The organism is Aeromonas sp. A04, from assembly GCF_047780465.1.
Lineage (GTDB): Bacteria > Pseudomonadota > Gammaproteobacteria > Enterobacterales > Aeromonadaceae > Aeromonas > Aeromonas bestiarum.
Window position 1 is genome coordinate 1 of record NZ_JBLNHP010000009.1, and the last position, 23,218, is coordinate 23,218.

20 protein-coding genes are annotated in these 23,218 nt (G+C 59.8%); 10 read left to right on the top strand and 10 right to left on the bottom strand.

Annotated elements, in window-relative coordinates; translation table 11 throughout:
- The first annotated feature begins 397 nt into the window (after positions 1 to 397).
- Positions 398 to 3,265: an RNA polymerase-associated protein RapA gene (gene rapA, locus ACM3N8_RS19430; protein WP_290019322.1), complete on the top strand. Its 2,868-nt coding sequence runs from the start codon at positions 398 to 400 to the stop codon at positions 3,263 to 3,265.
- Positions 3,266 to 3,374: 109 nt separating this feature from the next.
- Positions 3,375 to 4,031 carry a bifunctional tRNA pseudouridine(32) synthase/23S rRNA pseudouridine(746) synthase RluA gene (rluA, locus tag ACM3N8_RS19435; protein ID WP_290019321.1) on the top strand — a complete coding sequence of 219 codons (657 nt, stop codon included), beginning with the start codon at positions 3,375 to 3,377 and terminating at the stop codon, positions 4,029 to 4,031.
- 57 nt (positions 4,032 to 4,088) lie between these two features.
- Here rluA and ACM3N8_RS19440 read toward each other — a convergent pair whose 3' ends face one another.
- From ACM3N8_RS19440 to ACM3N8_RS19460, 5 genes are all read right to left on the bottom strand, one after another.
- Positions 4,089 to 4,277, bottom strand: coding sequence for a hypothetical protein (locus ACM3N8_RS19440; RefSeq protein ID WP_080741189.1), 189 nt, complete (start codon positions 4,275 to 4,277; stop codon positions 4,089 to 4,091).
- Positions 4,278 to 4,335: 58 nt separating this feature from the next.
- The gene (locus ACM3N8_RS19445) at positions 4,336 to 6,267 is read right to left on the bottom strand and encodes a putative bifunctional diguanylate cyclase/phosphodiesterase (protein WP_098980676.1); all 1,932 of its coding nucleotides are present in this window, start codon (positions 6,265 to 6,267) and stop codon (positions 4,336 to 4,338) included.
- 23 nt (positions 6,268 to 6,290) lie between these two features.
- Positions 6,291 to 6,788, bottom strand: coding sequence for a molybdopterin-binding oxidoreductase (locus ACM3N8_RS19450; RefSeq protein WP_172955411.1), 498 nt, complete (start codon positions 6,786 to 6,788; stop codon positions 6,291 to 6,293).
- A 96-nt stretch (positions 6,789 to 6,884) separates the two neighbouring features.
- A complete protein-coding gene (gene groL, locus ACM3N8_RS19455; RefSeq protein WP_043554921.1) occupies positions 6,885 to 8,519 on the bottom strand; it encodes a chaperonin GroEL in 1,635 nt (544 codons plus the stop codon).
- A 39-nt stretch (positions 8,520 to 8,558) separates the two neighbouring features.
- A complete protein-coding gene (locus ACM3N8_RS19460; RefSeq protein WP_005318973.1) occupies positions 8,559 to 8,852 on the bottom strand; it encodes a co-chaperone GroES in 294 nt (97 codons plus the stop codon).
- A 233-nt stretch (positions 8,853 to 9,085) separates the two neighbouring features.
- Between ACM3N8_RS19460 and ACM3N8_RS19465 the strand changes: the two genes are divergently transcribed.
- A complete protein-coding gene (locus tag ACM3N8_RS19465; protein WP_181003711.1) occupies positions 9,086 to 10,438 on the top strand; it encodes an MATE family efflux transporter in 1,353 nt (450 codons plus the stop codon).
- A gap of 24 nt (positions 10,439 to 10,462) precedes the next feature.
- Here ACM3N8_RS19465 and ACM3N8_RS19470 read toward each other — a convergent pair whose 3' ends face one another.
- A complete protein-coding gene (locus ACM3N8_RS19470; protein WP_043142052.1) occupies positions 10,463 to 10,939 on the bottom strand; it encodes an FxsA family protein in 477 nt (158 codons plus the stop codon).
- A 451-nt stretch (positions 10,940 to 11,390) separates the two neighbouring features.
- On the opposite strand from ACM3N8_RS19470, the gene aspA reads away from it, so the two are divergent.
- The 3 genes from aspA (at position 11,391) to ACM3N8_RS19485 (ending at position 15,566) form a co-directional block, all read left to right on the top strand.
- On the top strand, positions 11,391 to 12,833 hold the full coding sequence (aspA, locus tag ACM3N8_RS19475; protein ID WP_043142053.1) for an aspartate ammonia-lyase: 1,443 nt from the start codon (positions 11,391 to 11,393) through the stop codon (positions 12,831 to 12,833).
- A 127-nt stretch (positions 12,834 to 12,960) separates the two neighbouring features.
- The gene (locus tag ACM3N8_RS19480; protein ID WP_042872604.1) at positions 12,961 to 14,280 is read left to right on the top strand and encodes an anaerobic C4-dicarboxylate transporter; all 1,320 of its coding nucleotides are present in this window, start codon (positions 12,961 to 12,963) and stop codon (positions 14,278 to 14,280) included.
- A 200-nt stretch (positions 14,281 to 14,480) separates the two neighbouring features.
- Positions 14,481 to 15,566: a porin gene (locus ACM3N8_RS19485; protein ID WP_290066385.1), complete on the top strand. Its 1,086-nt coding sequence runs from the start codon at positions 14,481 to 14,483 to the stop codon at positions 15,564 to 15,566.
- A gap of 88 nt (positions 15,567 to 15,654) precedes the next feature.
- Here the strand turns inward: ACM3N8_RS19485 and mdtH are convergent, their stop codons facing one another.
- A complete protein-coding gene (gene mdtH / locus ACM3N8_RS19490; protein ID WP_416016508.1) occupies positions 15,655 to 16,848 on the bottom strand; it encodes a multidrug efflux MFS transporter MdtH in 1,194 nt (397 codons plus the stop codon).
- Positions 16,849 to 17,057: 209 nt separating this feature from the next.
- On the opposite strand from mdtH, the gene ACM3N8_RS19495 reads away from it, so the two are divergent.
- The gene (locus ACM3N8_RS19495; RefSeq protein ID WP_043142060.1) at positions 17,058 to 17,957 is read left to right on the top strand and encodes a LysR family transcriptional regulator; all 900 of its coding nucleotides are present in this window, start codon (positions 17,058 to 17,060) and stop codon (positions 17,955 to 17,957) included.
- Between the two features lie 51 nt (positions 17,958 to 18,008).
- On the opposite strand, the gene ACM3N8_RS19500 is transcribed toward ACM3N8_RS19495, so the two are convergent.
- Positions 18,009 to 19,778 carry a M4 family metallopeptidase gene (locus ACM3N8_RS19500; protein WP_290019317.1) on the bottom strand — a complete coding sequence of 590 codons (1,770 nt, stop codon included), beginning with the start codon at positions 19,776 to 19,778 and terminating at the stop codon, positions 18,009 to 18,011.
- A 352-nt stretch (positions 19,779 to 20,130) separates the two neighbouring features.
- Between ACM3N8_RS19500 and ACM3N8_RS19505 the strand changes: the two genes are divergently transcribed.
- The 3 genes from ACM3N8_RS19505 to ACM3N8_RS19515 are packed head-to-tail and all read left to right on the top strand — an operon-like array spanning position 20,131 to position 21,452.
- Positions 20,131 to 20,685, top strand: a complete 555-nt coding sequence (locus tag ACM3N8_RS19505; RefSeq protein ID WP_098980681.1) for a GNAT family N-acetyltransferase — start codon at positions 20,131 to 20,133, stop codon at positions 20,683 to 20,685.
- 55 nt (positions 20,686 to 20,740) lie between these two features.
- Complete coding sequence (locus ACM3N8_RS19510; protein WP_098980682.1) at positions 20,741 to 21,292, top strand: GNAT family N-acetyltransferase; 552 nt, start codon at positions 20,741 to 20,743, stop codon at positions 21,290 to 21,292.
- A complete protein-coding gene (locus ACM3N8_RS19515; protein ID WP_416016509.1) occupies positions 21,258 to 21,452 on the top strand; it encodes a hypothetical protein in 195 nt (64 codons plus the stop codon). Before ACM3N8_RS19510 ends, ACM3N8_RS19515 begins: the two co-directional genes overlap by 35 nt.
- A 98-nt stretch (positions 21,453 to 21,550) precedes the next feature.
- Here the strand turns inward: ACM3N8_RS19515 and ACM3N8_RS19520 are convergent, their stop codons facing one another.
- Complete coding sequence (locus ACM3N8_RS19520; RefSeq protein ID WP_043142271.1) at positions 21,551 to 21,784, bottom strand: hypothetical protein; 234 nt, start codon at positions 21,782 to 21,784, stop codon at positions 21,551 to 21,553.
- A 309-nt stretch (positions 21,785 to 22,093) separates the two neighbouring features.
- On the bottom strand, positions 22,094 to 23,143 hold the full coding sequence (locus ACM3N8_RS19525) for an oxidoreductase (RefSeq protein ID WP_416016510.1): 1,050 nt from the start codon (positions 23,141 to 23,143) through the stop codon (positions 22,094 to 22,096).
- Positions 23,144 to 23,218 lie beyond the last annotated feature (75 nt).

A 23,218-nucleotide genomic window follows, 5' to 3' on the forward strand; every position in this document is an offset into this window, starting at 1 on the left:
TGTGTTGCTGCGGGAGTGGAATTCTACTCAACCGCCTTCTCGAGTCAAGCCTTATTTTCAAAGGCTTTTCGAGGCACCGACGGGGTTGTTCGCGTTGCCGCTTGCCCTGTCGATGTGGCGCATTATAGGGATCTGGATCACGCTGGCAAGAGATGTTTCGAATTAAATTCGAATTATTAGCTCAACCGCTCACCAATCCACCAAAAAGCCTGTTTATCCCGCAATAAGACGCTCATTTGACGACATCAACCTCTCTTCAGTGATGCCTTGCCGGTTATAGATCAAGGTTGTGGCGATTTGGTGTCACCACATCTATATGCATGGTGATCGAGGTCACGCCTTCGGGTAACATAGCGCCCCTTTGCGATTCACACACTCTTGGGCTTTGGAGAGTTTAATGCCTTTTGCACTTGGCCAGCGTTGGATTAGTGATACAGAGACGGATCTGGGGTTGGGGACTGTCGTTGCTGTTGAAGGACGCATGGTGACCCTGTTGTTTCCGGCTACCGGTGAAAACCGCATGTATGCCAAAGAAGAAGCGCCGGTCACCCGGGTCAGCTTCAATGTGGGCGATCAGATAGCCAGTCATGAAGACTGGACCATGACGGTCGAAGAAGTGCAGGAGAAAAACGGTCTGCTTATATATGTAGGTGTACGCACCGACAACGATGAGCCCGTTGCCCTCAAGGAAGTGTTTCTCAACAACTTCATCAAGTTCAACAAGCCGCAGGATCGCCTGTTCGCCGGTCAGATTGACCGTATGTCCCGTTTTACCCTGCGCTACGAAGCCCTGATCAACCAGCACCAGCGGCGTCGCAATCCGACCCGCGGTCTGGCCGGCGGCCGGGTCAGCCTGATCCCGCACCAGCTTTATATCGCCCATGAAGTGGGCCACCGCTACGCCCCGCGCGTGCTGCTGGCTGATGAAGTTGGCTTGGGCAAGACCATAGAAGCGGGCATGATCATCCATCAGCAGCTGCTCTCGGGCCGTGCCCATCGCGTGCTGATCCTGCTGCCCGAGACTCTCCAGCACCAGTGGCTGGTCGAGATGCTGCGCCGCTTCAACCTGCACTTCTCCCTGTTTGACGAGGAGCGCTGCATCGAGGCGTTCGCCGATGCGGAGAACCCCTTCGAAACCGAGCAGCTGGTGATCTGCAGCCTCGACTTCCTGCGCAAGAAGCGTCGTCGCTTCGAACAGGTGCTGGAAGCCGAGTGGGATCTGCTGGTTGTCGACGAGGCGCACCACCTGGAGTGGAGCGAGGAGGCCCCGAGCCGCGCCTACGAAATGGTGGAAGCGCTGGCCGAACAGGTCCCTGGCGTGCTGCTGCTGACCGCGACCCCGGATCAGCTGGGCCACCAGAGCCACTTTGCCCGTCTGCGCCTGCTCGATCCCGAGCGCTTCTACGACTACGACGCCTTCCTCGTTGAGGAGCAGGCTTACGGTCAGGTCGCCAGCGCAGCCCAGGAGCTGCTGGATGGCGAGAGCCTGAGCGACGAAGCCAAGCAGATCCTCGCCAGCCAGCTGGAAGGGCTGGATTTGAGCGATGCCGCCGCCCGCCAGCAGGCCGTCGCCACGCTGCTGGATCAGCACGGCACTGGCCGAGTGCTGTTTCGCAACAGCCGCGCCAATATTCAGGGCTTCCCGGAGCGTCACCTCAACGTCTACCCCATGCCGCTGCCGGAGCAGTACAAGACCGCCATCAAGGTGATGGGCATGATGGGCGGCAACGGCGGTGAGCTGCAGACTCGCGCCCTGCGCTACCTCTATCCAGAGAAGATCTTCCAGCAATTTGAAGGTGAGAACGCAACCTGGACCCAGTTTGATCCCCGCGTTGACTGGCTGCTGGAGCTGCTGCTCTCTGCCCGCCAACAGAAGGTACTGGTGATCTGCTCGGAAGCGGCTACCGCCATCGCGCTGGAAGAGGCGCTGCGCACCCGTGAAGGGATCCGCGGCACAGTATTCCACGAAGGAATGTCCATTCTGGAGCGGGACAAGGCCTCCGCCTATTTCGCCCAGCAAGAGAGCGGTGCCCAGGTGTTGCTCTGTTCAGAGATAGGTTCAGAGGGTCGCAACTTCCAGTTTGCCAGTCATCTGGTGCTGTTCGATCTGCCCCTCAACCCGGATCTGCTGGAACAGCGCATCGGCCGTCTGGATCGCATCGGTCAGCAAAATACCGTCGAGATCCACGTTCCCTATCTGGAAGGGACTGCCCAGCGTGCCTTGCAGCTCTGGTACCACGATGGACTGGATGCGTTCGAGCAGACCTGTCCGACCGCCCGCCCGGTATTTGAAGCCGTGCGTGACGAGCTGTTCGAACTGCTTGCCGCCAACACGGGTGATCAAGCCGCTCTGGATGCCCTGCTGGCCAGGACACGGGAGATCCACGAGCCGCTCAAATCCCGCATGGAGCAGGGGCGCGATCGCCTGCTGGAGATCCACTCCAGCGGTGGCGTAGCTGCGCAGCAACTGGTCGACAAGCTGACTGCCGAAGATGACGACACCGGCATGATCTCCTTCGCCCTCAAGATGTTCGACGAGATCGGCGTCAATCAGGATGACCGTGGCGAAAACGCGCTGGTGCTGACGCCGGGGGATCACATGCTGGTCTCCAGCTTCCCGGGCCTGCCCCAGGATGGCATGACCATCACCTTCGATCGTCCGACCGCACTGTCGCGGGATGACATGGCGCTGCTCTCCTGGGATCACCCCATGATGCGCGGTGGCATCGACCTCATCCTGGGCTCCGAGATCGGCGCCACCTCGGTGGCTCTGCTCAAGAACAAGGCGCTGCCGGTCGGCTCCATCCTGCTTGAGCTCATCTTCGTGGCCGAGTCTGCGGCTCATCCCCAGCTCTACCGCTTCATGCCGCCGACGCCAATTCGCCTGCTGATGGACAAGAACGGCCAGAACCTGGGTGAGAAGGTGGCATTTGATGCCTTCAACCGCCAGCTGACCCCGGTCAACCGCCATCTCGGCAGCAAGCTGGTGACCGCTTCCCAGCCGGTGATCCACGGCCTGATTGGCAAGGGCCAGCCGATTGCCGAAGAGCTGAAAGCCGGGATTGTCGACAAGGCGCGCGCCCGGATGGCGCAGACCCTGCAGCAGGACCTGGATCGTCTCGAAGCACTCAAGGCGGTCAACCCGAACGTGCGCGACAGCGAACTGGATTATCTGCGCAATCTGCAGGCAGAATTGCACCACCTGATCGATCAGACCCAACTCAAGCTGGATGCCATCCGCTTTATCGTGGTCACCCATAACTGACGCGATACTGAAGAGACATGACCGGCTCACGCGGGATCCCATGCCCTTTATGATTGTGGTTACCCATAACCGATGGGGGCTTGCCCCCACCTTCTGATGCGAGACATTTATGTTTGAATACTCACCGCCTCTGGAACCCTGGCTCGATATCCTGTTCAAGGACAAGGACATCATGGTGGTCAACAAGCCCACTGGCCTGCTGAGCGTCCCCGGGCGCGGCCCCGAGAATGAAGACAGCGTCCTGCATCGGGTGAAGCAGCAGCACCCCAAGGCGGCGGCAGCCCATCGCCTCGACATGTCGACCACGGGGGTCATTGTCATCCCTCTCACTCCCAATGCCCATCGGGAGCTGAGCCGGCAATTTCGCGAGCGGGAGACCGAGAAGCACTACCTCGCCTGGGTGTGGGGCGAGCCGGAAGCGGACTCGGGTCAGGTAGATCTGCCGCTCTGTGTCGACTGGCCCAACCGTCCGAAACAGAAGGTGGACTTTGAGGAGGGGCGCCACGCCCTGACACTATGGGAAAAACTGAAGGTGGAGAACGGCAACAGCCTGATTAAGCTGACCCCCATCACGGGCCGTTCACACCAATTGCGCGTCCATATGCTGGAGCTGGGGCACCCCATACTGGGTGACAACCTCTATGCCCATCCGGACGCGCTGGCGGCGGCCCCCCATCTCTACCTGCATGCGGCCATGCTGACCATCAGCCACCCGCGCAGCGGCCAGCGGATGACCTTTGAAGCTCCCGCACCTTTTCCGCTATAGGCCAGATCGTGGACATAAAAAAGCCCCCATCAGTTGATGGGGGCTTTTTCATTATGATCAGACGCGAATATCGATTTTACTCCCCAGTGTGGAGCTGGCCGATGTCGCTGCGGTCGGGGCTGATTGAGCAGCCGTCTGGAGCAGTTTCAATGCGGCTTCACCATCCTGGGTTTGCTGTTTCTTGGCCAGACTGGCTGTCAGCAAAGCAGAACCAAATGACGTTGATGCAGAACTAGATATATCCATGGTGTACCTCCTGCCCTAAGACTATCGGCCATCCTGTGCCAGACATGAATCATTTTGGCTAAATTAAATACGTCTTGTTGGGTTGACGCCGCTCCAGCCACTGCTCTTCCATCTCCAGCAAGGTTTGATAGACCTTCTCTGCCTGCTCGGGACGACTGAACAGATAGCCTTGTCCGTAAAGATGAATGTCAGTGAGGGTGCGCAGCACATCGAGCTGGGCCTGGGTTTCTATTCCCTCACACACCAGACTCTTGCCCAGCATGGAGCCCATGCGGCAAATGTTGGCGACCAGCTCCGAGGCTTCTACCGAGGTATCGATCCCCTGAATGAAAGAGCGATCTATCTTCACCTTGCTGACCGGCAGTTTCTGCAGATAACTGAGGGAGGAGTAGCCGGTCCCGAAGTCATCCAATGCCAGCTGTACCCCCTGCTGATTGAGATCCTGCATCAGCTGCAAGGAGTTTTTCACCTCGCGCATGGTGGTGTCTTCCGTCACTTCCAGTACCAGGCTGGCAGCCGGGATATGGTGCTCCATCAAGGCCTTGGCCACCAGCTTCAACAAGTTGCGCTGGTACATGCCAGGCGAGATATTCACGCACATCTGCAAGTCGACCAGCCCGAGCTGCTGCCACTGATAAAGCTGTTCACAGGCGGTATTCAGCACCCAGCTACCCAGTTTCTCGGCCAGCTGGAACTCTTCCGCCACCTGGATCACCTCATTGGGCGGAATGAAACCCAATTCAGGGTGGCGCCAGCGCAGTAAAGCTTCGACCGCCTCGCAGCGGCCACTTTCGAGATTGACGATAGGCTGGTAATAGAGCTCGAGTGCGTTGTGCTCCAGCGCCATTATCATGTCGCTGGCCAGATGCTTGCGGCGCGCCGTCTCATTGAGCAGCGAATTGTCATAGATGACATAAGGGACATGGGTCTTGCGACTGTGGAACAGCGCCTGCTCGGCCCGACTGAGCAGCTCCTGCGTCAGCTTGCTGTCCATCGGGAAGAAGGCTATGCCGATCCCCACCTCCAGCCGGAACGGATAATTGTCGATGATGATGTCCTGCTTGAGTGCATGGAGCAGTCGGGCCACCAGCTCCCTCACCTGTCGCAGATCACTGCTCTCGCGCTGGATCATGGCAAACTGATCGCCCCCCAGGCGCGCTACCCACTCGCCGTTTTCACACAGGCTGCGGATCCGCTTTGCCAGCTCCTGCAGCAGGAAATCACCCGTGTTGTAGCCGAACTTGCTGTTGATATCGCGAAAATCGTTGATATCTACCAGCACCAGCCCGAACGGTGTCTCCTTGGTCGCGTAGGACTCCATCTTCTCCAGCAGCGCCAGCCGGTTGGCCAGCCCGGTCAGGGGATCGACCCGTGCCGCGCGGAAGTGCCGGCGAGCCTCGCGGATCAGCAGGCCACTGAGCAGCATTACCGACAGCACCAGGCCGGACACCATGAACAGCAGGGCATTGCGCAGCTGGCCGAAACGCTTGTCATTGCCCGAATAGACGTTGATGTTCTTCTGCATGACAGACGCAAGGGAGTAAGAAAGGGGTTCCTGCAAGGGGGCCAGTCGCATCATTATTTGCTGATAGTCCGGCGTACCAGACTTCAGCTGGGTTATGTTGGGCTCCATCTCGCGGATATTGCTTTCGATCAGCTGCACCAACCGCAGCGTCTTCTGCTTGTCCTTCATGCTCTGGCGCAGCTGGCCACTGAGCAGAATGGGCGTGCGGCTCCAGAGGATGTCGTAACGCAGCATCAGGGTGTCGTGATCGATACCGCCATAATGATAGATCTCGACGGAGTTGAGGAAGCGCCCCAACTCCAGCTGCAGTTGCATCAGGGCCCAGGAGACATCATAGGTATATTTCTCCATCACCCGGGTCGCATTCTGTATCTGCGCGAGGCAATACAGGGTACTTCCCGTGAACAACAGGATGGATAGATAAAGCACCACAAGTAAAGGCCACGCCTTGGTCTTTGCTTTCACCCGCACTCCCGCAAACCATTCTATCAATGCTGGATATCAACCGAACTCAGTTGCCAGATCATCATGTCGGTAAATTCTGACCGTTTCAGCTCAGGATACTGATCCAGCGGTAGGATAAACCAAAGCGGCCCCTTATTCCGTACCCGCATGGTAACCCCGTCATCCTGCCAGGCCAGAATGGGATCATATTGTTTGACCTTATCCCAGTTGATCCTGATCTGGAAACTGTTCAATGCGGTCAGAGTAATGGCCTTACCATCCGCCCCGACGGCAGTCAGCACATCTGCCAGTTTGGGCCCCACATACTTGTGCGGTTTGTCAACCCAGGGGTTGCTCGTCACTATCTCGTGCTGTGGCAGCGCCTTGAGCATGGCCAGATCGAAGGCAACGACCCCCTCGGTCGCCTCGGCGGGCATCACATTGCCGGTCACCTTCAAGATGACGGGTCCCTGCGGCGCCTCCAGGGCCATGGCTGGCATTGCCAGAGAAAACAGTAATGTAATCAAACCCAGTACACGCATATTCACCTCAGATAAAGTTGCCAACGATAGACTCAGTTTAGTCGCCATAAAAAAAAACGGCTCGCAAAAGCGAGCCGTTTGGTAACCATGGCAGAATTACATCATGCCCATGCCACCCATGCCGCCCATGTCAGGCATGGCAGGGGTATCTTTCTTCGGCAGCTCGGTGATCATGCACTCTGTGGTGATCATCAGGCCGGCGATGGAAGAGGCGAACTGCAGCGCAGAACGGGTCACCTTGGTCGGATCCAGGATACCCATGGCCAGCATGTCACCGTACTGCTCGGTGTAAGCGTTGTAACCGAAGTTGCCTTCACCATTCTTCACGGCGTTAGCAATGACGGAGGCTTCTTCGCCGGCGTTGATGACGATCTGACGCAGCGGTGCTTCCATGGCGCGCAAGGCAACCTTGATACCCACGTTCTGGTCTTCGTTGTCACCGCGCAGATTGGCCAGCTTGGCAGCGACGCGCACCAGCGCGACACCACCACCGGCAACCACGCCTTCTTCTACGGCAGCGCGAGTTGCGTGCAGGGCATCGTCAACGCGGGCTTTCTTCTCTTTCATCTCGACTTCGGTAGCGGCGCCGACCTTGATCACGGCAACGCCGCCAGCCAGCTTGGCTACGCGCTCTTGCAGCTTCTCACGGTCGTAATCGGAAGAGGTATCTTCGATCTGCTGACGGATCTGGGCCACACGGCTCTCGATCAGGGCTGCATCACCCACGCCATCGATGATGGTGGTGTTTTCTTTGGTGATGACGATGCGCTTGGCACGGCCCAGGTCTTCCAGAGTCGCTTTTTCCAGCTCCATGCCCACTTCTTCGGAGATCACGGTACCACCGGTCAGCATGGCGATATCCTGCAGCATGGCCTTGCGACGGTCACCGAAACCGGGTGCCTTGACGGCAGCCACTTTCACTATGCCGCGCATGGTGTTGACCACCAGGGTCGCCAGCGCTTCGCCTTCCACGTCTTCGGCAACGATCAGCAGCGGCTTGCCTGCTTTGGCAACGCCTTCCAGCACCGGCAGCATCTCGCGGATGTTGGACACTTTCTTGTCAACCAGCAGGATGAAGGGATCATCCAGCTCGACGGAACCGGTTTCCGGCTTGTTGACGAAGTAGGGAGAGAGATAGCCGCGATCGAACTGCATGCCTTCTACTACAGCCAGCTCGTCGTCCAGGCCCTGACCGTCTTCAACCGTGATGACGCCATCACGACCGACTTTATCCATGGCTTCGGCAATCAGCTTGCCCACTTTCTCATCGGAGTTGGCGGAGATGGTACCCACCTGAGCGATGGCATTGTTGTCGGCACACGGCTGGGACAGCACTTGCAGCTCGGCAACGGCAGCGATGACGGCCTTGTCGATGCCGCGCTTCAGATCCATCGGGTTCATGCCGGCGGCAACGGCCTTCAGGCCTTCGTTGACGATGGCCTGAGCCAGTACGGTCGCCGTGGTGGTACCGTCACCGGCGGCATCGTTGGCCTTGGAAGCAACTTCCTTGACCATCTGGGCACCCATGTTCATGAACTTGTCTTCCAGCTCGATTTCGCGAGCAACGGAGACGCCATCCTTGGTGATGGTCGGGGCACCGAAGGACTTGTCCAGTACCACGTTGCGGCCTTTCGGGCCCAGGGTGACCTTGACGGCATCGGCCAGGATGTTGACGCCTTCGAGCATCTTGATGCGGGCTTCGTTGCCAAACTTGACTTCTTTAGCTGCCATTTTCTTCAATCCTTAAATCAATTCGGGGAAAAGGGTGAATTACGCTTCGACAATCGCCAGGATGTCGGTCTCGGACAGGATCAGTACATCCTGACCATCCAGCTTCTCGGTCTTCACACCGTAGCCTTCGTTGAAGATCACCTTGTCACCCACCTTGACGGCGAGGGCTTTGACGTCGCCATTGTCCAGAATTCGGCCAGTCCCCACGGCAAGTACTTCACCACGGGTGGACTTCTGGGCCGCAGTACCAGTCAAGACAATGCCGCCAGCGGATTTGGCTTCAGCTTCGATGCGCTTGATGATGACGCGGTCGTGCAGTGGACGAATTTTCATCGATAACTCTCCCAAAATGAGTCTCTGTGTTGCTTTGAGGAATGGCCATTCCTGGCCAAATTAGATATGCCTCTGATGTGGGGCGTTTTTGTTAACCCTTCAAGGGCAAATACAAAAAAAATATTTTCACGTACTATGAATATCTTCGATGGATCGCCCGTGTCCCGGTCAGGAAACCGGATTTGCGCTGCTTGCAGCCAGAACGCACTTCGCCAGATGCAAGAGACGAGCCCGTGACCCGACCCAATCCTATGCTGACCGCCCCCATGACGTCCGTGTTGTTGCGCATGACGGGCCCCATGATACTCGGCATAGTCGCCATACTGGCTTTCAACCTGGTCGACACCTTCTTCATCGGCATGCTGGGCACCCAGGCGCTGGCGGCCATCAGCTTCACTTTTCCGGTCACTTTCGTGGTGACCTCGCTGGCGATGGGGCTGGGGGCCGGGCTCTCGGCCGTGATTGGTCACGCACTCGGCCAGGGCCGGCATGACGAGGCCGCCCGCATCACCACCGACAGCCTGTTTCTGGCCGTGGTGCTGGTGACCCTGCTCTCCGTACTGGGCGCCCTGACGATAGTTCCCCTCTTCACCCTGCTCGGGGCCAGCCGTGAGCTCATCTCGCTGATCCACGACTACATGCTGATCTGGTACCTCACTGTGCCTCTGCTGGCGCTGCCCATGGTGGGCAATGCCGCCATCCGGGCCACAGGCGATACCAAGACCCCGAGCCTGGTGATGGGGGTGGCGGGACTGGTCAACGGTGTGCTGGATCCCCTGCTCATCTTCGGCATAGGCCCTTTTCCCGAGTGGGGGATCCGCGGGGCTGCCATTGCCACTTCACTCTCTTGGCTGATGGCCATGCTGGTCAGCCTCTATATATTGCGCCATCGGGAAGGCTTGCTGTTGTGGCGCCTGTCACCCCGGCCAAGACTGCTTACTCACTGGCGCGCCCTGCTGCACGTGGCGGTACCGGCCTCCTTTACCAACATACTCAACCCGCTGGCCAATGCCGTGCTGATGACCATCTTCGCCGGATTGGGCACCGAGGTGGTGGCCGCCTATGGCGCCGCATCGAGAGTGGAAGCCTTGCTGCTTATCGTGATGATGGCGCTCTCTTCCGTGCTGGCCCCCTTCATTTCTCAAAACTGCGGAGCAGGCAACCCGGCCCGCGCCAAGGCGGCGCTGCAGTTCTGCATGCGCTTCGCCCTGCTGTTCCAGCTCGGCGTCTACGGCCTGACCTGGCTGCTGGCACCGCTCATCGCCAACCTGTTCAGTGATCACCCGCAGGTGGTCCGTCTCATCATCCTTTATCTGCACCTGGTGCCCATAGGTTACGGCTTCCAGGGCATGGTGATGCTGCTGGCCTCGGCGCTCAACGGTGTCAGGGCCTCGAGCGTCTCGTTTCTGTTCAACGGGTTGCGACTGTTTGTCTTCTTGCTGCCAGGGGCCTGGCTGGGGGCGGAACTGGGTGGGGAGCAGGGGGTCTATCTGGGGATACTGCTGGCCAATCTGGCGGCGGGCATACTGGCCTGGTGGTATGCCCGTCACCGCTTCGAACGGCTGTGCCATCAGGGCAGGCCCTGACAGGCACAGTCTCAATACTGAGGTTTATTCTTTACGTTCAAACTCGCCTTCTATGGTGGTCCCGCCACGATTGGCCTCACCCGGTTGTTCCTCACCAGGACGCGCCTCGAACGTAGGCTGCTGCGCCTGAAAACCGCCCATCTGCATCCTGAACTGACCGCTGCCCACCAGCTTGTCGGCCAACCTGTTGCGCAGCCAGGGCTGCAACAGCAGGATACCGAAGATATCGGTCACAAACCCCGGGATGATCAGCAGCAAGCCGGCCAGCGCCAGCATCATGCCCCCTATCACCTCGCGGCCCGGCATCTCGCCCTGCTGCATCTTTTGCTGCGCATTGAGCAGGGTCTTGATGCCTTCACTGCGCACCAGCGATGATCCGATCACGGCGGTCAGCACCAGCAAGCCGACGGTTGGCAAGGCGCCAATCACCGAGCCCACCTCGATCATCACGGTTAGCTCGAGCAGCACCAGACCGACCAACAACAGAAATAACTTGCCCATAACAACCTCAGTGCGGGTGAATTTGAATGAATCTCAGGTCGGTGGCAGCCACCGGAATAATGTTGCTGCCAACCCACCATGATATAGGTCCTTGATAATTAAAATGGGGGTACCCCCTCGTTTTTCAAGTCTGAAGGGTGATAGCACGCCGGATATTCAGAAAAAACGGCCTGCTGGACTGTGATTGAAGTCCTTGTTCTGTCAAAGTAAATCGTTCGATTGCAATATCTGTTTAATGACCACAAGTTATTTGAGGTTGTCTCAAATTTAGTGATCCAGGTCTAATATCAGATACCTCAATTGAGGTAATATCGACGCCAGTAATTAAGGGAGCAAAAAAGCCCCCAACTGCCCCACTCGATGTGTGGTGCTTCAGGATGAGCCGTGCGTAAGGAACTCGCGACCACTCGGTGAGGATCGTTTCCATTTATCTGATTTCTGAGGCATTACAATGAGCGACATCAAGAACGTCCGCATTGAAGAAGACCTGCTGGGCACCAAAGAAGTTTCCAATCATTTCTACTACGGTGTGCACACCCTGCGCGCTGTCGAGAACTTCAAGATCAGCTCTCAGAAGATTTCTGACGTTCCGGAATTCGTCCGCGGCATGGTACTGACCAAGAAGGCCGCCGCCATGGCGAACGGCGAACTGGGCACCATCCGTCCTGAGATTGCTGACAAGATCGTAGAAGCCTGCGACCTGATGCTGAACACCGGTAAATGCTTCGACCAGTTCCCGGTCGACGTTTATCAGGGTGGTGCCGGCACCTCCGTTAACATGAACACCAACGAAGTACTGGCCAACATAGCCCTCGAGATCATGGGTCTGGCGAAAGGCCGTTACGACGTCATCAACCCGAACGACCACGTCAACAAGTGCCAATCCACCAACGACGCCTATCCTACCGGTTTCCGCGTTGCCGTGGTGAACAGCACTGACACCACGCTGCATGCGCTGGAAGCGTTGATCGCCGCCTTCGATGCCAAGGCCGCCGAATTCAAGAGCATCCTGAAGATGGGTCGTACCCAGCTGCAGGACGCGGTTCCCATGACTCTGGGCCAGGAATTCCACGCCTTCGCCGTCACCCTGCGTGAAGAGATCAAGTCCATCAAGCGTTGCCAGGAGCTGCTGCTGGAAGTGAACCTGGGCGCGACCGCCATCGGTACCGGCCTGAACACCCCGCCCGAGTACTCAGCCCTGGCCATCAAGCGCCTGGCCGAGATCACCGGTCGTGCCTACGTACCGGCTGAAGATCTGATCGAAGCGACCTCCGACTGCGGCGCCTACGTGATGCTGCACGGCGCCATCAAGCGTCTGGCCATGAAAATGTCCAAGATCTGTAACGATCTGCGTCTGCTCTCCTCCGGCCCGCGCACCGCACTCAAAGAGATCAACCTGCCGGAAATGCAGGCGGGTTCCTCCATCATGCCGGCCAAGGTCAACCCGGTTATCCCGGAAGTGGTCAACCAGAGCTGCTTCAAGGTATTCGGTAACGACGTCACCATCACCTTCGCCGCCGAAGCCGGTCAGCTGCAGCTGAACGTCATGGAGCCCGTGATTGGTCAGGCCATGTTCGAATCCCTGAGTCTGATGGAAAAAGCCTGTATCTCCCTGCGCGAGAAGTGCGTCGAAGGCATCACTGCCAACCCGGAAATCTGCATGAACCACGTGCTGAACTCCATCGGTATCGTGACCTACCTGAACCCCTTCATCGGCCACCACGAAGGGGACATAGTCGGCAAGATCTGCGCCCAGACCGGCAAGAACGTCCGCGAAGTCGTGCTGGAACGCGGCCTGCTGACCGCAGAGCAGCTGGATGAAATTCTCTCCATCGAGAACCTGATGAACCCGCAATACAAAGCCAAGCGCTACACCCGCGAAGCCACCGTATAAGCGAGCAAATGGGCCGGGTTTATCCCGGCCCATAAAGTCAGTTCCCGATCGGTCTCACCCAGCCCCATCGGGAATTGGCTTTTCTGCCAAATAAAACCTAAAAAAACTGGAAAATGGAGTGTTCACTATGATTGTTATCGAGTTACTTGTCGTGCTCGCCGCTATCTATCTGGGAGCCCGGATAGGCAGTATCGGTATCGGCTTTGCCGGTGGTCTGGGTGTGCTGGTACTGACCTGGGGCCTGGGGGTACAAATTCCGAGCGACCAGCTGGTCACCTTCATCCCCTGGGACGTGATCATGATCATCGCGTCCGTCATCTGTGCCATTGCCTGTATGCAACTGGCCGGTGGCATGGACTACCTGGTGTCGCTGGCAGAAAAGGCCTTGCGCAAGAATCCCAAGTACATCACCTTCGCCGCCCCCATAGTCACCTATCTGATGACCATGCTGGCCGGTACCGGTCACACCGCCTTCTCCACCCTGCCGGTGATCGCCGAAGTAGCCAAGGAGCAGGGCATTCGTCCTTCCCGTCCGCTCTCCATCGCGGTTGTCGCCTCCCAGATCGCCATCACGGCTTCCCCGATCTCTGCGGCCGTGGTTGCCTTCTCCGGCATGCTGGAGCCGTTCGGTGTCGACTACCTGACCCTGCTGGCCATCTGCATTCCGTCCACCTTCCTCGCCTGTATCCTGGGCGCCTTCATTGCCAACATGATGGGCAAACCGCTGGAGCTGGATGAAGTCTATCTGGAGCGTAAAGCCAAGGGGCTGATCAAGCTGCGTGGCACCACCAAGCTGGAGCTGAAGCCTTACGCCAAGGTTTCTGTCTGGATCTTCATCGCCGCCATCGTGGCCGTCATGGCCTATGCCACCGCCATCTCGGGCAAAGTGGGCCTGATCGCCAATCCGCCGATCCCCCGTGACGGTGCCATCATGGGCATCATGCTGGCTGCTGCCACCATCATGACCCTGGTCTGCAAACTGGACGCCACTCAAGTGACCAACATGCCGACCTTCAAGTCCGGTATGTCCGCCTGTATCTGCGTACTGGGTGTGGCCTGGCTGGGCAACGTCTTCGTGAAAGGCAACATGGACACCATACAGCTGATCGCCGGCGACCTGCTGAACCAGTACTCCTGGCTGCTGGCCGTGGTGCTGTTCTTCGCCGCCATGCTGCTCTACTCACAAGGCGCCACCACCAAGGCCCTGATGCCGGCCGCACTGGCACTGGGTGTCAGCCCGCTGACCGCCATCGCCTCGTTCGCAGCCGTGAGCGCCCTGTTCGTACTGCCGACCTACCCGACCCTGCTGGCCGCGGTCGAGATGGACGACACCGGCTCGACCCGCATCGGCAAGGCCGTGTTCAACCACCCCTTCTTCATCCCCGGCACAGCGACCATCGCTTTCGCCGTGGCACTGGGCTTCTTCTTCGGCGGTCTGATACTCTGATCAGCATTTCATGCCATAAACCTTCAAACGGCCCGCTCTGGGCCGTTTTTTATGCCTCGTTTTTACGTCAAATCATTAATTAATCCTCATGCGCTTCAGTTTCTATCAAGGTTCGCAGATCTACTCTGGGGTATCGGAACAGAGACCGATCAACAGGGCCGAGCACAGGTCCGACAGTGTTTACACCAGAGGAATGAACAATGAAAAAGACCGCATTGACTATGGCCATCTCCAGCGTGCTGCTGGCCGGTGGTGCGCAAGCCGCTACCGTCTATGACCAGAATGGCACCAAACTCGAGATCGGTGGCCGTGCTCAAGGCATGTACTACGGTACCGATGACAACGGCGCCGAAGGTGATCAGAGCTACTTCCGTCTGCACGTTGCCGGCGAAACCAAGATCGACAACGAGCTGACCGCGTTCGGCTTCGCTGAATACAACCTGCCGGTCTCCGGCTCCGACAACGACGAGCTGCGTTTGGCTTACGCCGGCATCAAGCACGATCGTTTCGGTGCCTTCAGCTATGGCCGTCAGGATGGTCTGTTCACCAAAGCCGTGAACGACTACACAGACGTGCTGCCTGAGTGGGGCGGTGACGGCCTGGGTAAAGACACCGAAGTGTTCGGCACCGGCCGCACCAACGGCCTGGCCCAGTACATCTACACCTATCAGGGGCTGACCCTGGGTGCCCAGTTCACCGGCAACAACGATCCGCAGAACGCCGACCGTTCCGTGATGCACGGCCCGAACAGCAACTGGAATTCTGAAGGGTCTGCTGAAGGCTTCGCCCTGTCCGCCAACTATGACTTCGACATGGGTCTGAGTCTGGGTGCCGCCTATAACCAGGCTGGCAAGACCGACGAGCAGGCTGACAACGCCGCCTTCGGTGGCGACCGCGATGCCAAGCTGTACGGCGTGGGCGCCAAGTACGAAGCCGGCGATCTCTACCTGGCCGCGACCTACTCCCACGGTGAAGACCACCTGTTCGTCAACAACGGCTACGCCGAGAAGATGGATGGCTACGAAGCCGTCGCCCAGTACACAGTCGGCAAGTTCAAGCCGTCCCTGGCCTACCTGCGCACCGACGTGAAGGACAACGCCCGCGGTATCGATGACACCGCCACCGAATACGTATCCATCGGTGCCTGGTACAACTTCACCGACAACTTCAACGCCTATGTTGATTACAAGATCAACCTGCTGGACAACGTCAACGGTACCCACACCAACTCGCTGGGCAAGAACACCGACGACGTGGTCGCCGTGGCCCTGCAGTACAACTTCTAAGGAATTGGAAGTCAGTTATACCCTGTGATACCAATGTCTACTGTTTGAATTACTTCCGGCCGCCCTGCGGCCGGTTTTTTATTGCCCGTCAGATGTTGACCCGCGCCAGACTCGGCTCGCGGTGAAAGCAGTTCACCAGCAACAGCAAGGTCGTCACGCCGACCGTCCCCAGCACCAGCCAGGGTAACCAGGGCTGCCCCTGGGCATTGGCGTAATCATGCAGGGCACCGCCCCCCACGTATCCCGTCATGCCACCGAGCGCCAGCCCCAGCCGGCTGAAGCCCATGTAACTGCCACGCGCGCCCGGCTGCGCCAGCTTGGTCATGAGGGTCTCCCGCGCCGGCTCGGCGATGACGATCCCCAGATAGAAACAGGCAAGCAGCATGAAGACGGCGGACAACGTGGTCGCAAACGCCACCAGCCCGATACCGGCCGTCATCAGCAACACGCCCGCCATCAGCCTGCTCTCCAGCTTGAAGTGCTTCTCGCCATAACGGGCGAGAGGGTAGAGCAGCGCCAGCGAGATGGCGGTCTCCAGGGTATACATCCAGCCCACTGCCGTGGTGCTGCCCGCCATCTGTTTCACCAGGATGGGGAAGATCAGCATCACCTGCACCCAGAGCGCGTAGTAGCCGCTCAGGATCAGCACCAGCCGGCAGAACGCCTTGTCCGCCAGCACCTGGCCGAGGCCGGCCCGGATCGGCGTCGGCCGCTGCGAGAGCTTGTAGGGCGGCAGGATCAGCAGGTTGCACAGGGCCGCACAGACAAACAGACCGGCCCCCAGCAGGCAGACATACTCGAAGTCGAAGTTGAGCAGCCAGCTGCCGAGCAGAGCCCCCACCACGGCGCCCGCGCTCTCCAGCATCATCAGCAGGGAGATGTAGCGACCCCGCTGGCGCGGACGGGTGAACTTGATCACCAAGGCGGCGCGGGGTGGGTCGAACAGACAGCCCCCCAGCCCCGAGATGATGCAGGAAAGGATCAGCTCAAGCCCGCTCTGGGCATAGGCCAGACTGGCAAAGCCCGCGGCCCGCAACAGCATGCCGCCCACTATGAGTGGCCGGGCGCCAAACTTGTCCGCCAGCGAGCCCCCCAGCACCCCCAACCCCTGCTGGGTCAGCTGACGCAGCCCCAGCGCCAGACCGACCACCCCAGCCGCCCAGCCAAGCTGATCCACGAAGCGCAGGCTGATCATGGGCATCACCACGAAAAAACCCAGGATCACCAAGAGGGAATCCAACGCCAAAAACCACCGCCCCAACCGCCTCGCCCGCTCTACCATGACTGCCTGACCCCTGCTTCGCTAATGACATCCAACTCGCTCGTCTCATCGCCCGGATGACGCCGTCGCCAAACTGGGTCAAGGGTGACTGCAACCCTCTGACCCGGCATGGCAATATGCCAATGCACAACGATTGATACTGCTATTCTGGAAGGCCGCCAGATATAGTGGTAGCCGACAACTGGCTATATTTCATATTGGATTACGTTATGGCTATGACCCTGGATGACTTGCAATTACTACTGGATGTGGTCAATCGCGGCAGCTTCAGCAAGGCGGCAGCCATTCGCGGCTGGTCGCAACCCATGGTCAGCCAGCGGATCGCCGTGCTGGAACAGGCGCTGGGACAACCCCTGTTTCGCCGCCACAGACGCGGCGCCACGCCCACCCCAGCCTGCGAGCAGTTTCTGCCTGCGGCGGCGGCAGCCCTGAGTGCACTGGAAGGGGGACGCCTGGCGATGCAGGGGGCGCCTGCCCTGCCCCGCATCAAGCTCTCCTGCCTGCCCTCCCTGACCACTGTGGTGTTTGGCCCCCTGCTGCTGGCGCTGGTGGATGAAGCGTTCGAGATCCGCTGCAACACGGATCACTCCGGCATCATAATGCAGGAGCTGCTGACCGGTGAGACAGACGTCGGCTTCATCCTCAAATGCCCGGCCATCGCCGGCATCCAGCTCGAACTGCTCTACCGCTCCCCCATCATAGCGGTGGCCTGCGCCACCCATCCGCTGGCCGGGCGGCAGGGGCTGACCCTGCAGGACATAGCCAACGAACGGCTGGCCCCCCAGCAGTGGGGCACAGGCTGCGACGAGCTGATCCTGCAACTGCGACTGCTGCGCCAGGTGGCAAGCCCGCTGCACGCCATCCAGCCCGCCAGCGCGGCGCGGGAACTGGCGCTGGAACACGGCTTCATCACACTGATGCCGGCGCTCGCCATCAGCCGGGACCTGGAGTTTGGCCGCCTGGTCCAGCTGGATGTGGTTGATCTGCCGCAGGATCACTGGGATGTCATGATGGCCTGGCGCAGCGGCAAGCGGCCCAACCCCGCCAAGGAGCGGGTACTGGAAGCCGCTCGCACCCTGGCCCGGCGCTGGTCGGGCAAACCCGCATAAAAAAGCGCCGGACAAGTCCGGCGCCAAACGCTAAGTCACATCAAGCAGGGATCAGTAGGTCGCCTTGAGGGTCACACCGGAGAAGGCGCTGAAGCCGCTCAGCTGCACATACCAGGTACCCGCCTTGGGCGAATTCAGGGTGCAGGTCTCGGTGTTGCCACTCTTGTAGGGGCGGCAGTCATAGCTGGTGCCGGTCGGCAGCGCCCCGAACTTCACATAGAGATCCGCATCGCCAGTGCCGCCACTGCTGGCGACCACCAGCTGGCTCTTGCCGGCCGGCACGTCGATAGTGAAGTTCACCTTGCCACCCTTGGCGGCGGAGAGCCCGCTCACCGGGACCCCGTTTTGCAGCACGCTGCCGGGGGGGGGCGGTGTGGTACCGCAGGAGGCGTTGACGCCGACCGTGGTGAAGGCCGCCGCCACGTCGGTCAGGCTGTAGCCCAGATCGGTGGCCGCCTTGGTCACGCCGCAGGCGCCCTGATCGTAGGTGGTATTGGCGCCCCAGTAGAGGCGGTTGGCCAGCACGAACACTTCGAAGGCCTTGCGGGTATTCCAGCCATTGGTGTTGGCCAGCAGGTAGAAGGCACGGTTGTAGACACCCGAGCTGTGGTGTACGTCGATGCCGTCATAGTAATCACTGGCATGACCGATGGAGCTGCCGTCCCGGGTCGGATCCTCGAAGTAGCGCAGCGAGCCGTTGCCCTTGAAGATCTGGGCCCCGACCAGCCAGTCGTTGCTGCCCTTCATGTAATTTTCAGCCGCTTCCCCCGCCATGTCGGAGAAGGCTTCGTTGATGCCACCCGATTGGCCCGAGTAGACCAGACCCGAGTTCTGCTCGGTGAAGCCATGGCTCACCTCGTGGGCGGCCACGTCCAGGCTCACCAGCGGGTAGAAGGTGGTGGCGCCGTCACCGAAGGTCATCTGGCTGCCGTCCCAGAAGGCATTCTCGTAGTTGCGGCTGTAGTGCACCCGCATCTTCAGCTTGAAGCTGAGCGGCGCCGTGTTGTACCAGTTGCGGTACATGTCGAACACCACGTTGCCGAAGTAGTGGGCATCGTTGAGCGGCGAGTAGGCACCGTTGATCTCCTTGACCGTGTTCTCCGGGCAGGTGAACTGGTGTACGGCACCACCCGTGGTGGCGTGATTCATGTTGACCGTGTCCACGTTCGGGCTGGTCATGCGGCAGCTGTCGTCCACCAGCAGCGGGCCGAAGTCGGAGCCGTAGAAGTATTTGCCGGTCTTGACGTTGCCACCCGGGCCTGTGGCGTCCTTGTGGTTGATCCCCTCCCAGCGCTTGAGCTCGGCCCCGCTCTGGGCATCGATCACCACGAAGGGACGGCTCGGCTGCTCGCTTGCCGCCAGCCAGGAGACCAGATAGACCAGACGGGCCTGACCAGCCTCATCCTGCATCACGAACAGCTTGACCCGCTCGTTGCTGCCCTTGGCCCCGGCACGGGCCTTGCCAGCGGCATCGGCCGGTGACAGGGCGGCAGTCGGGCTGGCCACGTCGGCATCGATCTGGCGCAGGATCTGGCCGGAGACCTGGCTTATCTGACCACCGAGGGACTGTTCGGCCACCAGCACCTGGCCCCAGACCGGGATGCCGTGCCAGGTCTGCTCATAGCGCACCCGCTGCTGGCCATTGGGCAGCTTGACCGCCCTCACCTGACGAAACTCGCCATCCCCGGCCAGCGCGCTCACCCCCGCGGCACCGCTCGGTGCCCCCTGAATGCCCGCCACCTGATGTACGTCAACCTGTTCTGCAGCCAAGGCTGCGCTTCCCCAGCAGGCCAATACCACGGCCAAATAGACTTTGTTCATCTCGTCTTTCCTTAAGTCGATGAAGATTGCACGCCGGGTCCGTTGCCCGGCGTTCCTACACTAGTTGGCACGATCGAAATTGCTGCCTGTCATATGTGACAGCGCAGCACGAACCGGTAGCAGGATCTGCTGTTTCATATGTTTGGTAGCGAAAACATAACCAAAGGCAGTGAATGACGCTAAAAAAGGGTGGAGAATGACAAGGCCTCGTACAGCCCCCAAGACAGGCCCCTCCATATGGGGATAGCGAACGCAGGCGAGAGACTGAAAGTCCTTGGCGCACAAGGGGTTGATTGGCTACATTGGCTGTTTGGCGGCCCGCACCGGGCCAAGACGCGGCAGGGAGGTAAGGATGTTTTCATGGCAACTGGACGATGAGTTGGCGCTGCTGTTCCTGCAGCCCGACATGGCCAGCGAACTCTTCGGCCTGTGCCGGGAGAACCGCGACTACCTGACCCAATGGCTGCCCTGGCCCCCCTACATACAGCAACCGGCCGACAGCGCCACCTTCATCCGCCACGCCATCGAGAAGTTTGCCCGCGGCGAGGGGCTGACCACCGCCATCGAGTATCAGGGCGAGGTGGTCGGCGTCATCGGCTACAACCAGATCGATCCGGCGCTGGCCAAGGTCACCATAGGCTACTGGCTGGCGGAACGCTGGCAGGGCAACGGCATCATCACCCGCGCCTGTCAGGCCCTGATCCACCACGCCTTCGAGGAGATGGGGATGGAGAAGGTCGAGATCAGCGCGGCGGTGGAGAACGAGCCCAGCCGGGCTGTGTGCGAGCGACTCGGCATGCAGCAGGAGGGGATCAGCCGGCGGGCCGAACGGCTGGCGGACAGGGTGGTGGATCACGTCCATTACGGCCTGCTGCGCGATGAGTGGTTAAGGCAACGAGATCACTGATGGCCGAGGCAGCCCTGGCCGGCACCATGCTTATGAATCCACAGAGGGAACCTTGATGGCACTACCGCACCTCAGCACGGCCCGTACCCGACTAACCGTATTGCCGCCCGAGCGGGCCGACCTGATGCTGGATTTCTATCTGCGCAATCGCGCTCACCTCACCCCCTGGGAACCCAGCCGGGACGAGAGTTTCTATACCCTGAGCCACTGGCATGGCCGCCTGCGCGACAGCTATGGCCAGTTCTTCAACGGCAGCGCCGTTCATCTGGTGGCGCTAGATCCCCAGGGCGAGCAGGTGATCGCCACCTGCAACTTCACCCACATACTGATGGGCATGTTCAAGGCCTGCCATCTTGGCTATGCCATCGATCAGGCCCATGAAGGCCAGGGTCTGATGCAGGAGGTGGTCGAGGCCGGCATCGAGTACCTGTTTCGGGAGCACGGCCTGCACCGCGTCATGGCAAGCTATATGCCCACCAATCGGCGCAGCGGTGCCCTGCTCGAGCGCCTCGGCTTCGAGCGGGAGGGCCTGGCCCGTGACTATCTGATGATCAACGGCCGCTGGGAGGATCATGTGCTCACCGCCCGGCTCAACCCGGCGGTCTAACGCCATCAGGCCAGCCATATGCCAGTCCATCACACTGCGCAGCGGTGCCCTGCTCGAGCGCCTCGGCTTCGAGCGGGAGGGCCTGGCCCAGGACTATCTGATGATCAACGGCCGCTGGGAGGATCATGTGCTCACCGCCCGGCTCAACCCGGCGGTCTAGGCAAGAAGGGGCTGGCCAACCGCGGGGACCTTGCCCGTCAGGCATAAAAAACGGGTCCGGAGCTTGGCTCCGGACCCGTCTTCAGCAGAGGTGCAGGCTTAGTTGGCCTTGGCATCGCTCACTGCAGCTTCAACCTTGGAGGCAGCTTTCTCGACGGTTGCAGTCGCTTCGGAAGCAGCCTTCTCTACGGTAGAGGTGGCTTCGCTAGCGGCTTTCTCAACAGTTGCAGCAACGTCGGCGGCCGGAGTAGCAGCCGGAGCGGCGGCTTCTTCTTTCTGACCACAAGCGGTCAACATCAGACCCAGGATACCGGCTACCAGTACTTTGTTCATGTGCATACCCTCAAAAAAATATGGAGAGATGGTTCGTTCAACCATCACAGTGCGTCCTTTCACCCGGTTAGAAACCCATAGGCCGGGAGCCAAGAGGCGCGCGAAATATATCCCCATACGCGCCCAATGAAAACGAGTATCACAATGATATTTTCTCGTTGGCTGGATGAAAAGAACTGCTACAACGACAAACATTAATACAAAACACTCGCCATTCAGTCAACCTGTACAATAAAACACCGCAACTGGCGTGATTACTGGCGATAAACGGCGATTCTCCCCATTCGGGTGAGAGGCGAGATATCCATATCAGTCAGACAAGTTCTGACAAGCCAGCCGTTTCCCTTGCTGGTGGCTGTCACGGGCCAGATCCAGCAGCGCCATCACCGCCAGTGCCTCGCTGGCCGGCACCGGATTCTCTCCCTCCCCCTTGATGGCGGCGCAGACGCCGCGATAGTAGGCGCCGTAATCCCCGGCCTCACCGACCACAGTCTGCTGCTGGAGCTGACCATCCCGAATGCGGCTGAGCTGGCCGGGTTCGCTGTCGAGGCCCCAGTCCGCCGCCGGTGGCCGCTTGCCGAGCTTGAGCTGATCTTCCTGCACATCCATGCCGAACTTGATAAACGAGCCTTCACTGCCGTGGATGACGAAACGGGGCATGGTGGCCGACACCAGACAGCTGCCGTGCAATATCACTCTCAACTCGCCATAGCCCAGCACCAGGTGGAAGTAGTCATCCGCCAGGGCGCCTGGGCGCTGCTGCGCCAAATCCGCCTGCAGCCAGTCCGGTTGGCCGAACAGTTGCAACGCCTGATCCAGGATGTGGGGACCGAGATCGAACCACAGACCCGAGCCCGGACCGCCCGCCTCGCGCCAGCGCTGGCGCACTTGTGGACGATAGCGATCGAAGTGGGATTCAAACTGGGCGATCTGCCCCAAGGCACCTTCTGCCAGCAGGCGGCGTACGGTGAGAAAGTCTCCGTCCCAGCGCCGGTTGTGAAAGATGCTGAGCAGCCGCTGCTGCTTCCCGGCCAGCTCCACCAGAGCCTTCGCCTCGGCCAGATCCAGCGCGAACGGCTTGTCGATCACCACGTGTTTGCCGGCCAGCAGCGCCTGACGAGCTATGGGGGCATGGGTATCGTTCGGCGTGGCGATCACCACCAGATCCACCGAAGGATCGGCCAGCACCTGCTCCAGCGAACCGACCCGGCAACCGGGCAGTTCGGCCTGCACCTTGGCGGCATCCCGGCTCACCACCCAATCGAGGGAGAGCCCCGGGGTACTGGTCAGGAAGGGGGCGTGAAAGGTCTGGCCTGCGAAGCCATAGCCCACCAGGGCGGCGTTGAGAGTCTGGCTCATCCGGTTTTCTCCACGGGTCTGTCATTAGGGTCAGGCGAGGTATCGCCTGCAAAAGAGAAGGGGGCTCATGGCCCC